The organism is Burkholderia sp. RF7-non_BP4, assembly GCF_001521935.1.
GTDB classification, from domain to species: Bacteria; Pseudomonadota; Gammaproteobacteria; order Burkholderiales; family Burkholderiaceae; genus Burkholderia; species Burkholderia diffusa.
In genome coordinates, this window is the sequence record NZ_LOTA01000055.1 from 1 (window position 1) to 12,702 (window position 12,702).

10 protein-coding genes are annotated in these 12,702 nt (G+C 65.8%); 7 read left to right on the plus strand and 3 right to left on the minus strand.

Annotation, left to right across the window (positions count from 1 at the left end; translation table 11 throughout):
* From WS49_RS35170 to WS49_RS20165, 7 genes are all read left to right on the plus strand, one after another.
* Positions 1-3,677, plus strand: a 3,677-nt coding sequence (locus WS49_RS35170; protein WP_179949551.1) for a YadA-like family protein, incomplete at its 5' end; no start/stop codon positions are given.
* A 123-nt stretch (positions 3,678-3,800) separates the two neighbouring features.
* Positions 3,801-4,475 (plus strand): OmpA family protein, encoded by a 675-nt coding sequence (locus WS49_RS20140; protein WP_059532458.1) that lies wholly within the window; start codon positions 3,801-3,803, stop codon positions 4,473-4,475.
* Positions 4,476-4,875: 400 nt separating this feature from the next.
* Entirely contained in the window at positions 4,876-6,021 is a 1,146-nt protein-coding gene (locus WS49_RS20145) for a DUF2827 domain-containing protein (protein ID WP_059532461.1), read from the plus strand.
* 14 nt (positions 6,022-6,035) lie between these two features.
* A complete protein-coding gene (locus WS49_RS20150) occupies positions 6,036-7,190 on the plus strand; it encodes a DUF2827 domain-containing protein (protein WP_059532465.1) in 1,155 nt (384 codons plus the stop codon).
* A gap of 25 nt (positions 7,191-7,215) precedes the next feature.
* Entirely contained in the window at positions 7,216-7,680 is a 465-nt protein-coding gene (locus tag WS49_RS20155; protein ID WP_059532468.1) for a DUF4019 domain-containing protein, read from the plus strand.
* A 28-nt stretch (positions 7,681-7,708) separates the two neighbouring features.
* Complete coding sequence (locus WS49_RS20160) at positions 7,709-8,845, plus strand: DUF2827 family protein (protein ID WP_059532471.1); 1,137 nt, start codon at positions 7,709-7,711, stop codon at positions 8,843-8,845.
* Positions 8,846-9,069: 224 nt separating this feature from the next.
* The gene (locus WS49_RS20165) at positions 9,070-9,396 is read left to right on the plus strand and encodes a hypothetical protein (RefSeq protein WP_059532475.1); all 327 of its coding nucleotides are present in this window, start codon (positions 9,070-9,072) and stop codon (positions 9,394-9,396) included.
* A gap of 42 nt (positions 9,397-9,438) precedes the next feature.
* On the opposite strand, the gene WS49_RS20170 is transcribed toward WS49_RS20165, so the two are convergent.
* The 3 genes from WS49_RS20170 to WS49_RS20180 all read right to left on the minus strand — a co-directional run bounded on the left by WS49_RS20170 (position 9,439) and on the right by WS49_RS20180 (position 12,642).
* Positions 9,439-9,882 (minus strand): hypothetical protein, encoded by a 444-nt coding sequence (locus tag WS49_RS20170; protein WP_059532657.1) that lies wholly within the window; start codon positions 9,880-9,882, stop codon positions 9,439-9,441.
* A 62-nt stretch (positions 9,883-9,944) separates the two neighbouring features.
* Positions 9,945-10,748: an EAL domain-containing protein gene (locus WS49_RS20175; protein WP_059532478.1), complete on the minus strand. Its 804-nt coding sequence runs from the start codon at positions 10,746-10,748 to the stop codon at positions 9,945-9,947.
* Positions 10,749-11,499: 751 nt separating this feature from the next.
* A complete protein-coding gene (locus WS49_RS20180) occupies positions 11,500-12,642 on the minus strand; it encodes a DUF2827 domain-containing protein (protein ID WP_059532481.1) in 1,143 nt (380 codons plus the stop codon).
* Positions 12,643-12,702: the final 60 nt, after the last annotated feature.

The window sequence follows — 12,702 nt, forward strand, 5'->3', positions numbered from 1 at the left end:
CGCTCTCGACTTCGACCTCGACGGGTATCAACTCGCTGTCCACAGGCCTCAGCTCGACCGATAGCTCGGTCGCTTCGCTGTCGACTTCCACATCGACCGGCCTGTCGTCGGCGAACAGCTCGATCTCGTCGCTTTCCACTTCGACCTCGACGGGCATCAACTCGCTGTCCACGGGCCTCAGCTCGACCAACAGCTCTGTGGCTTCGCTTTCGACCTCCACGTCGACCGGTCTCTCGTCGGCAACCAGCTCGATTTCGTCGCTCTCGACCTCGACCTCGACGGGTATCAATTCGCTGTCCACGGGCCTCAGCTCGACCGATAGCACGGTGGCTTCGCTGTCGACTTCCACGTCGACCGGTCTCTCGTCGGCAACCAGCTCGATCAGCTCGTTGTCCACCTCGACCTCGACCGGGATCAACTCGCTGTCGACCGGCCTCAGCTCGACCGATAGCTCGGTCGCTTCGCTGTCGACCTCCACGTCGACCGGTCTGTCGTCGGCAACCAGCTCGATCAGCTCTCTGTCCACCTCGACTTCGACCGGCCTCTCGTCGGCCAATAGCTCGATCAGCTCGCTGTCCACATCGACTTCGACGGGCATCAACTCGTTGTCCACGGGCTTGAGCTCGACCGACAGCTCGGTCGCTTCGCTGTCGACCTCCACGTCGACGGGTCTCTCGTCGGCGAACAGCTCGATCAGCTCGCTGTCCACGTCGACCTCGACGGGTATCAACTCGCTGTCGACCGGCCTCAGCTCGACCAACAGCTCGGTGACTTCGCTGTCGACCTCCACGTCGACAGGTCTCTCGTCGGCCAATAGCTCGATCAGCTCGCTGTCCACTTCGACTTCGACTGGCATCAACTCGCTGTCGACTGGCCTCAGCTCGACCAACAGCTCGGTCGCTTCGCTGTCATCGTCCACGTCGACGGGTCTGTCGTCGGCGAATAGCTCGATCGGCTCGCTGTCCACGTCGACTTCGACTGGCATCAACTCGCTGTCGACCGGCCTCAGCTCGACCGATAGCTCGGTCGCTTCGCTCTCGACTTCGACGTCGACCGGTCTGTCGTCGGCAACCAGCTCGATCAGCTCCCTGTCCACCTCGACGTCGACCGGCCTCTCGTCGGCCAATAGCTCGATCAGCTCGCTGTCCACGTCGACCTCGACCGGCATCAACTCGCTGTCCACGGGCCTCAGCTCGACCGATAGCACGGTGGCTTCGCTGTCGACTTCCACGTCGACCGGTCTCTCCTCGGCAACCAGCTCGATCAGCTCGCTGTCCACGTCGACCTCGACCGGTATCAACTCGCTGTCCACGGGCCTCAGCTCGACCGATAGCACAGTGGCTTCGCTGTCGACCTCCACGTCGACGGGTCTGTCGTCGGCAACCAGCTCGATCAGCTCGTTGTCCACGTCGACCTCGACCGGCATCAGCTCGCTGTCCACGGGCCTCAGCTCGACCGACAGCTCGGTGGCGTCGCTCTCGACCTCCACGTCGACCGGCCTCTCGTCGGCAACCAGCTCGATCAGCTCGCTCTCGACCTCGACCTCGACCGGCATCAACTCGCTGTCCACCGGCCTCAGCTCGACCGATAGCACGGTGGCTTCGCTGTCGACCTCCACGTCGACCGGCCTGTCCTCGGCAACCAGCTCGATCAGCTCGCTGTCCACGTCGACCTCGACCGGCATCAACTCGCTGTCCACGGGCCTCAGCTCGACCAACAGCACGATCACGTCGCTGTCCACCTCGGCCTCGACCGGCATCAGCTCGCTGTCCACCAGCCTCAGCTCGACCAACAGCTCGCTGACGTCGTTGTCCACGTCGACTTCGACCGGCATCAGCTCGCTGTCCACCGGCCTGAGCTCGACCGACAGCACGGTCACGTCACTGTCGACTTCGACCTCGACCGGCCTCAGCTCGCTGTCGACCAGCCTGAGCTCGACCGACAGCACGGTGCTGTCGCTGTCCACCTCGACTTCGACGGGTCTCTCGACGGCAACCAGCTCGATCACGTCGCTGTCCACCTCGACGTCGACCGCGATCGAAGCCGCGAAGACGCACTACTACAGCGTCAACGACAACGGCACGCAGCAAGGCAACTACGCCAACGACGGCGCGACGGGCGTCAACTCGCTGGCAGCCGGCGTGAACGCCAGCGCGGCGGGCGCCAGCAGCGTCGCGGTCGGCGACGGCTCGAACGCACAGTCGACCGGCGCGGTCGCCATCGGCCAGAACGCTTCGGCCACCGGCGGCAAGGCGGTGTCGATCGGCTCCGGCAACACGGCGAGCGGCGACGGCGCGGTCGCGATCGGCGACCCGAGCATCGCAACGGGCACCGGCGCGGTGGCGATGGGCGCGAACGACACGGCGACCGGCACCGGCGCAGTGGCGCTCGGCAACGCGAACACGGCAACCGGCAACAGCGCGCTCGCCCTCGGCAGCTCGAACCAGGCCACCGCGGACAACACGATCGCGCTCGGCAACAAGGCTGTCGCGAGTGCGACCGGCGCCCAGGCCTACGGCTCGGGTGCGTCGGCCACCGCCGCGGATGCGCTCGCCTTCGGCACGAACGCGCAGGCCAATGTCGCGAACTCGATCGCCATGGGCGCGAACTCGACCACGGGCAACGCCGTCGGCGTGTCGAGCGTCACGGTCGGCGGCATCACGTACCCGGTCTACGGCACCTCGCCGGTGGGCGTCTTCAGCGTCGGCGCACCCGGTGCGGAACGCCAGATCACGAACGTCGCGGCAGGCCAGGTATCGGCCACCAGCACGGACGCGATCAACGGCAGCCAGCTCAACGCGACGAACCAGGCGGTCAACAGCCTGTCGACGTCGACCGCGTCGAACATCTCGTCGCTGTCGACCGGCATCGGTTCGCTGTCCACGGGCCTGAGCTCGACGAACAGCAACCTCACGTCGCTGTCCACGTCGACCTCGACGGCAATCAGCTCGCTGTCGACGGGCCTCAGCTCGACGAACAGCAACCTCACGTCGCTGTCCACGTCGACGTCGACGGGCATCGGCTCGCTGTCGACCGGCCTGAGCACGACGAACAGCACGGTGGCCTCGCTGTCGACCGGCGTGACGAATCTCGGCGATCAGGTGAACCAGTTGTCGAACACGATCAACAACAACACGACGCGCACGTTGAACAACACCGCCGTCGCGGCCGACATGACCGGCACCGGCTCCGACCGGCCGACGGTCACCGCCGGCTCGAACTCGGTGGCGATCGGCGCGAATTCGACCGACGGCGGCCGTTCGAACGTGGTGTCGGTCGGCAGCGACACGCAGCAGCGCCAGATCACGAACGTCGCGCCGGGTACGCAAGGCACGGACGCGGTGAACGTGAACCAGCTGACGCAGGTGCAGACGACGCTGTCGACGGCACTGTCGGGCCAGCAGGCGCAGATCAACTCGCTGGGTTCGCAACTGCAGCAGACCGACCAGATGGCGAAGCAGGGTATCGCGGCCGTCGGCGCGATGGCGTCGATCCCGCAGCTCGATCGCGACGCCAACTTCGGGATGGGTGTCGGCACCGCGTCGTTCCTCGGTCAGAAGGCGATGGCGGTCAACATGCAGGCGCGCATCACGGAGAACCTGAAGGCGTCGATCAACGGCGGCTTCAGCGGCGGTCAGAAGGTGATCGGCGCCGGCATGCTGTACCAGTGGAAGTAACGCGTCGCGCCGCCACGCCGCCGGCTCACGAGCCCGACGGCGGCGGGCGGCCCCGACGGCAGGACGAGCCCGCCGCGCAACGCGTGGCGGGCTTCAGTCAACCCAAGCATTGAGGACGTAATCGTGAACAAACTCGCTCTTGCGCTCGCACTTTCCGCAACGGCCCTCGCCGCGTGCTCGACCGCATCCGGCCCGACCTTCAGCGCATCCGAACTGCAGCCGCGCGACGGCGTGCGCACCTTCCAGGTGGATTGCCACGGCCTGCTGTCGGGCCCGCAGACCTGCATGAAGGCCGCCCGCAAGATCTGCGGCGACCAGCCGGTGCGCACGGTCGACTCGGCCCGTGCGCTGCGCGACGGCTCGGATCCCGCGACGCTCGTATTCCAGTGCGGTGCCGCGCCGGCCGCGGCGGCGTCGGCCGCCGAGCCGGCGCCGGCCCCCGCGCCCGCGGCGGTCGAACATGTGAACCTCGCGGGCGACGCGCTGTTCGCGACGGGCCTGGCCACGCTCACGCCGGCCGCGCGCGCATCGCTCGACAAGCTGCTGAGCGAACGCGAAGACCGCACGTACACGCAGGTGACGGTCACCGGCCATACGGATTCGGTCGGCGGCAACGCCGCCAATCTCGCGCTGTCGAAGCGCCGCGCGGAAACCGTCGCAAGCTACCTGAAGGCGCACGGGCTGAAAGCGCAGTCCGTGTCGGTCACGGGCCGCGGCAGCGCCGATCCGGTCGCGTCCAACGCGACGGCCGAAGGCCGCGCGAGCAACCGCCGCGTCGAGATCTCGCTGCAGCGCTGAGCAGCCGGCCGTCGCGGCCCGGGCGCCCTCGCGCCTGCGCACGACGGCCCTCACCCGGCAGGGCGCGGTTGCCCCGCCGGCACCCTGCCGAGCCCGTCGCCCCCGCTTCGCCGGGGTCTCGGCTCCCGTGCCGGCGGCTATGTCAAAGTTCGTCAGCCCCCTCCACAAAACGGCGCCTTCCGTGCCACAATCGCCGCAGACAGCTGCCGGAGCGTTCCGACCGCGTCGCGCGCCGTGCCAGACTCGCCCGACGACACCCCGGAATCCTGCGGCCGCCTCGCGATCCGCGCCGCTCGACGCACATTCCAGTGCGTGCCGGCGCGAACGCGACCACGACAATCCACGGCGCGCCGTTTCGCGGCCACGGCCGAACGCACGACGCCGCAGAGGAAACCAACCGGTGACGGACATCAATCAAGCCGCCTCGGGCGGCACCCGCAAGCAACGGCCGGCCGTCGGCATCTCGCTGTTTGCGCGGGACGGCCAGGCGATCTGGGAAAACGGGATTCACCAGAACATCGCGTACCTCGCGATGATGCTCAAGCGCTCCGACCGCGTCGGCCCCGTCTATTTCCTGAACGGCGGCGACGCCAACGCACTGCCGACCGGCCTCGAACTCGACGGCCTCGACGTGCCGCTCGTGAAGCCTTCCGACGTCACGCACGAACTCGACGTCGTGATCGAAATGGGCGCGCAGTTGCCGACCGAATGGATGCGGCACGTGAAGGCGCTCGGCACGAAGCTCGTCGCGTGCTATGTCGGCCATACTTACAGCGGCCTCGCCGAGACGCCGATCTTCGGCAAACCGTCGGGACACGTCTTCAACGGCACGCAGTTCGACGAAGTGTGGGTGCTCGAGAAGTCGCAGAAGATCGACGTGCCGCTGTTGCGCACGCTCACGCGCGCGCCGGTCTTCACGATTCCGCATCTGTGGTCGCCGTACTTCCTCGATCGCCGCATCGCCGCGCTGGCGAGCGAAGGCCTGACGTTCGGCTATCGGCCGGGCCGCCGTCCGTGGAATCTCGCCACGCTCGAGCCGAACATCTCGGTCGTGAAGTCCTGCCACTACCCGATGCTCGCGTGCGACGAGTTCTACCGCGCACAGCCGGACGCGGTGCGGCATCTGTTCGTCGTCAACTCGATGCAGATGAAGGCGCATCCGACGTTCGTGCACTTCGCGAACAGCCTCGACCTCGTGCGCCAGCAAAAGGCGACGTTCGAGCCGCGCATCGACCTGCCGGGCTTCATGGCGCGCCACGCGGACGCCGTCGTGTCCCACCACTGGGAAAACGCGCAGAACTATCTGTACTACGACGTGCTGTACGGCGGCTATCCGCTGATCCACAACTCGACGCTGCTCGGCGATGCCGGCTATTACTATCCGGATTTCGATTCCGCCGGCGGTGGCCAGGCGCTGCGCGATGCATGGCTGCATCACGACGAGCGGCTCGACGACTATCGTGCGAAAGCCGGCCGGCTGCTGCAGTCGGTCTCGATCGACAACCCCGCGAACCTGGACGCGTTCGTCGCGCGCCTGGTCGCCTGAACCGGAGCATACGCATGTCGGACTCCAAAGCCCGTCAAGCGCCCGGCGAGGGCAAGCGTCTCGTCGTCGGCGTGTCGCTGTTCGTACGCGGCGCCGGCCAGTCGCTGTGGGAAAACGGCATCTTCCAGAACTGCCTGCTGCTGATCCTGCTGCTGCGCCAGTCGCCGCTCGTCGCGGAAGCCGTGATGGTGAACGGCGGCGAACAGGTCGCCGATCCGCAGATGATGCTCGGCGAGTGGGACGTGCCGCTCCTGTCGATGGACGCAGCGCTCGAGCGCTGCGACGTGCTGATCGAAATGAGCGCGCAGTTCGGCGCCGACTATCTGCGCGCGTTCCGCGACCGCGGCGGCAAGGTCGTCACGATGCGGGTCGGCAACGACTACGTGATCGACATCGAGCGCGCGATGTTCGACAAGCCGTCGGGCTTCCTGTTCTCGGGCGCGCCGTACGACGCGGTGTGGACGATTCCCGAATTCGAGCGCTCGTGCCTGCACTATTACCAGACGGGCCTGCGCGCGCCGGTGACGATCGTTCCGCACATCTGGCATCCGATGCTGTTCGACAAGGCGCGTGCAACGCTCGGCGCCGGTTTGTCGTTCGGCTATCAGCCCGGCAAGCCGCGCTGGCGCGTGACGATGTTCGAGCCGAACATCTGCATGGTGAAGACGAGCATCATCCCGATGCTGGTCACGGAAGAGGCGTACCGCGCGAAGCCCGAATTCCTCGAGTTCGTGCGCGTGTGCAATACGCTGCACCTGAAGGAACATGCGACCTTCGTTCACTTCGCGAAGAGCCTCGACATCGTCAACCACGGCATCACGACGTTCGAAAGCCGCTATGCGGTGTACGAGTTCATGGCCGCCTACGGCGACGCGGTGGTGTCGCACACGTGGGAAAACGCGCAGAACTACCTGTACTACGAACTGCTGTACGGCGACTATCCGTTGATCCACAACTCGCCGTTCCTCGGCAAGGCCGGGTATTTCTATCCGGACTTCGATTGCCAGGCCGGCGGCCGTGCGCTGCTGCAGGCGTTCGCCGAGCACGATGCGAACCTCGATGCGTACCGCGAGCAATCGAAGCACGTGCTCGACTCGGTCAGCATCTACAACCCCGACAACGTCGCCGCATATTCCGACGCGATCGCATCGCTCTATCGCGACGCATGACGCGCCGCCTGCTCCGGGCCTCAACATGAACGCACACCCGCCCCTCGCCCGCACGAAATGGCTGATCGGCTGCGCCATCGCGTCGATCGCGATCGGTGCGCACGCGCAAGCCGACGGCGAATCGGCCGACGCGCTGCTGCGCGATGCCGATGCGGTCTTCAAACAGCTCGACGCCGGCCAGTACGCCGCGGTGTGGAACGACTCCGCCGCGTTCGTGAAGGCGCGCATCAGGCAGGACCAGTTCGCCGTGGACATGCAGCGCGCGCGCCAGTCGGTCGGCATGGTCAGCCATCGCGGCTGGGCGCAGATCACGCGCATTCGCTACACGAATTCGTCGTCGATGCCCGACGGGCTTTATGCGAGTGTCGACTTTACGACGACACTCAGGACCGGGACGACCGTGTATGAAAAGCTGAGCTTTCGCCTCGACGACGGCCGCTGGCACCTGACCGGCTACGTGCCGCGCCAGTCGCAGAACGACACGCCTTGAACCGCGAACCGTCCACCCGGAGCCGCCGATGAAAATCAATGTCGCGATTACGATGAACGTTCAGCGCGACGCGACGCAGTCGATCTGGTACAACGGCGCGAACCAGCATTGCGTGTACCTGTACATGCTGCTGAAACGCTCGCCGCTGATCGGCGAAGTGTGGCTCGCGCACGACGACGGCATCACCGACTACCCGCAGGCGCTGATGATGGACGCGTTCGGCGACGCGCTGCGGCCGCTGTCGTCGATCGTCCACCAGACCGACCTGCTGATCGAGATGAACGCGTTCATCGATCCGTCGCACACGGACGCGGTGCGCCAGCGCGGCGGCAAGTGCGTGTCGTACCGCTTCGGCAACGACTACGTGATCGCGGTCGAGACGATCAACTTCGAGAAGAACAACTGGCGGCCGAACCCGAACCGCGTGCAATTCGACGAGATCTGGACCAACCCGCAGCACATGCACACGTGCGCGGCCTACTTCCAGGCCGTGTATCGCGCGCCGGTGATCGAGCTGCCGCACATCTGGTCGCCGTACTTCATCGAACGCAGCCTCGACGCCGATCCCGAACTGAAGGCGCGCTTCGGCTATCGCAATCACGGCCCGGCCAAGCGCATCGCGTTCTTCGAACCGAACCTGAACGTCGTGAAGAGTTCGATCGTGCCGATGCTGGCCGCGAATGCGTGCTACGTCGAGCACCCGGAACTCGTCGAGCACGTGTACATGACCAACACGTTCGACAAGAAGGAAAACGTCGCCTTCAAGCATCTCGCGCTCGGGCTCGAAATGGTGCGCGACGGCAAGGCGACGGCCGACGTGCGCGCGCCGTTCGTCGCTTGGGCCGCGCATCACACCGACATCGTCGTGTCGCACCACTGGGAAAACGGCCTGAACTACCTGCTGTACGACGCGCTGTACGGCAACTACCCGCTCGTGCACAACTCGCCGTTCCTGCGCGACGTCGGCTATTACTACCCGGACTTCGAGATCTTCGACGCGGCGCGCGCGATCGCAACCGCCGCGCAAACGCACGACGCGCGGCTCGACGATTACGCCGCGGCGGCCCGCCGCTGTCTGCAGCAGGTCGACACGCTCGCCGACCACAACGTTCGCGCGTATTCCGAGCAGATCCAGCGCCTGTTCGCCGGGCGTGCGCTGGGCTGAGCGCATCCGTCCGCCAGCCGTTCATGAGCACACCGCCCGCAATTTCGTCGTGGTCGATTCGATCCACGGTCCGTTCGTCATCGACCGGCACAGCACGCGGCAGGCCGAAGCGCTGATCAAGACCCGACGCGCTGCGTGGCCGTGTCGAACTCGCGCGCTCGGCGCTGCTGCTGCGTGCCGGCCGGCGCGACGAAGCCGCGCGCGCGACCCTCGCCAGCGAGAACGTGCTGACCGCCGCGCAGTTCGAGCCGTCGAATCTGCCGATCACGTTCCCGCATCACGCGATCGGCGATTTCAGCGATCTGGCCGCGCTGATGCTCGCGATGGATGCCGTGGTCACCACCTGCACCGCGCACATCCATCTGGCCGGCGCGTTGGGCGTGCCGGCGGTCCTGCTGCTGAGCCCGAAAGCCGATGCGCGCTGGGAAACCGGCTCGCGTACCGCGCTGTATCCGGGCATCCGGATCGTGCGCGCCGCGCGTCCGGGTCAATGGGACGATGCGGTCGATCGCGCGCTGGCGCTCGTGCTCGGCGGATTCGGAAAAGACTGACGGGGCGCTTGCCGAGCGCCGCACGCCCGCGATCGGCGAACGTCAGGCGCGGTGCGCGAGCGGGCGCCAGGGCGGCACCCGGTCGCCGCCGTGCGTGGCGAACAGGCGGCCGTGGCGGCGTCCGATCCGCGCCAGCCCCGCGAAACAGCGGAGCGCGGCACGGCTGACCTGGCCGGCGTGCCGCGCGAGGCTGCCGGATACGCCGCACGCAATCGCCGAATCGTCGCCGCAGGCGCCCGCAAACACGCCGGCATAGTAGTGCCGCGCCGCGAGTTCGCGGCCGTCGGCGTCGAGCGGCTTCATCCGGCGAATACGATACGCAACGGCCTTCAGGCCATCGAGATACGGTGCGACGTCGAGCGGCGCTTCGGTCGATTCGGCGCCGAGCTGCCACAGCATGTCGGCCAGTTCGGCGATCGCGACGAGTTCGCGCGCATCGACCGCCTGCGTGCCCGTTCCGTGCCCGGCCTTCTTCGTCGCCGCCATACCCACGCCCCTTTGCAATCCTTCGTTGCCCGATGCCGGCGCGCCGCGCCCGCGCCGCGGCGTCATGCGGCGGCCGGCGACCGCCATGTAAAGCGGATGCCCTGCGCCCAGGCGACGCCGGAATCCAGGATGATCTGCCGGTCGATCTCGTTCTCCACGCCTTCGACGACGACGTGCCGCGCGCTTTCATGCGCGAACGCGATCAGCCGGCGAAACTGGTAACGCCCGATCGCGTTGCGCTTGATCAGCGACAGGACGGACCTGTCGAGCTTCACGATATCGGGGTTGCCGACCACCAGGTTGTTCAGCGCGCTGAAGCCGACGCCGAAGTCGTCGATCGCGACGCGGCAACCGGCCTGGCGAAACCGGTTCACGAACGACCGGCCCGCGACGGGATTCAGCGGCCCCGTCTCGGTAATCTCGACGACCAGCCGCGCCGCGACCGACGGCTCGCGCTCGAGCCGCCTGAAAATGGCCAGCCACGCGTCGTCCACCACCGCGCTCATCGCCGCGACGTTGCAGCCGTATACGGCGTTCGGATCGGCGCGCAGCGCGTCGATCGTCCGACTCACCACGAGGCGGTCGAACCAGCGCATCAGCCCGAGCGATTCGAGGCGCGGCAGGAACGCGAGCGGTGGCAATGCATCGCGCGATCCCCAGCGCAGCCGCGCAAGACATTCGTGATACAGCACGCCGCCCGACAGGTCGGCGCGGCAGACCGGCTCGCGCGCGAATCCGAGCCGGCTTTCGACGAAACTGCGTACCGACGCAAGGTCGGGGTGATCGTCCTGCGCGCCGAACACGAGATCGATCTCGTCCCGATTCGCAACGCTGTTCGCCTCCAGGCGAGGTTCGACCGCATTCATCCGGCGCTCCGGCAAATGTCGGACCGCCGATGACGGCCCGCGCTCTCGATACATATGGCGCGAGCCGACCACGACACGCGCCACCGCCTACCCGGCCCATCCTCTTGTTTTGATCTTTTCCGGGAGCGTACTTTTTATTTCAGCGCGCCGTCAAACCCGATATTGTCAACGATATTCAAATACAGGAAATACACCACGCGGGCACGTCGACAACAGTGCGGCAGATTACACAAAATCACCTGCAAAACGCCAATCGATATCGTTTATTTTGATCCACTCGAACACCGCTCGGTGAATCGATTTACCGCACGACTAGTTTCAAAAATCGGATGTTCGATATTTTTGTATGACAAATAACCGCCAGCGAAAACTACCCGGGCTCGATACCCGGATTTCGCCGTAGCCGCCCGCATCGTGCGCCGCCGATGACCCGACACGGCACATTCGGTCTCGACAGAATTGAATTCCGTCGTTTCAAACGATATTGATAATGACCGAATATTAATCATACAAGTCAGAGGCGATAATATCCGACCGAATTATATGACCGCCGCCGATTGAAAGATGTTTAACAATCTTTCTGACTCGTTAACCTCTAAAATAATTTCTGACGGACTTCCCTCGGAGCCGTCAAATTCGTGCCTTCAAAACCGTCGAATCTTCCCCGGTTCGACGGTTTCTTTTTTAATGGCACCATTTCTTCAGACATTAACCGGAGACAATCCGGACGACGGCTTGCGGCACGCGCAACTCACGCCGCCGTCGCGCCGATCAGGTTCGCGAGCAGCGCATCGTATTCGGCGACGAGCGCGGGGTTCGCCGACGTATAGCGGCCAAGGATCTCGCGCTGGCGCCGCGTGTACCCTTCCCAGTCGTCGTCGTGCGTGTGCAGCGCGTGCAGCAACGCCTCCGCGCCCTTCTGCACGTCATTGTCCGGGTAGTAGTAGCCGAGATCGGGCGCGAGGCTCGCGTTGTGCACGAGCGGATAGCCCTGCCAGCACACGTCGAAATAGAAGTAGTTGAGCGGGTTCGACCATTGATGCGACACCACGATGTCGGTCAGGTCGGCCAGGAACAGCGGCGTGTCGAAGCGACCGACGAAGCTCGCCTTGCCGGCGCGCACGATGTCCAGGTAGTTCATCAGCATCACGAACTCCGGGCTGTCGTGCGCGAGACGGTCGGCGTTCGTCACGTGCGCGAAGCAGATCGCATCGGGGTCGCGCCGGTACGCTTCGTCGATGATCAGCATCGGGTACACGCAGAACTTCACGACGTTGTGGTTCGGCTCCATCACCGTGAGCCGCTTGCCCGGCTCGCTGCGCGGGCGGTACTCGCCGTGCCCGGGCAGCGATGCCGCACGCGCGTCGAGGAACATCGGATCCCACACGAACGGCACGACGCGCCCCGGGCAGCGGCGCAGCGACTGCAGGAACGGCAGCGACGACGGCGCGATCTGCGGAATCGCCCACACCTCGTCGTAGCCGCGGTTGATGAACAGCGAATCCCACAGCCGGCGGCCGAACAGCATCGATTCCATCGCGTTGATGTACTCGACGCCGCAGCAGTAGCTGACGATCTTCGCGCCGCGCGCCTTCAGGTAAGCCGTCTGCGCGGCGTCGATCTGGCCGCCGAGTTCGATCACCACGTCGAGCGCATCCTTCATGTCCGCGAACGCGCGCGTGTCGTACACGGTGCGATCCCACGGCAGCGCGTCGGTCAGCGGCACGTCGGTCGTGTTGACCAGTGTCACGCGGTAGCCGTGCGGTGATGCCATCAGCAGCTTCGCGAGAAACAGCGCGTTCTGCTTGATACCGTTGATCCACAGGCTTTCGTCGGGGGTGCGCAGACCGATCGTGATACCGATGCGCAGGCCGTTCAGGACAGGAGACGTCATCGTCGGCGGGATGGGAGGTTGAATGGTCGCAGTGTAGCGCGCGGCACGCGGCCGCGCGAG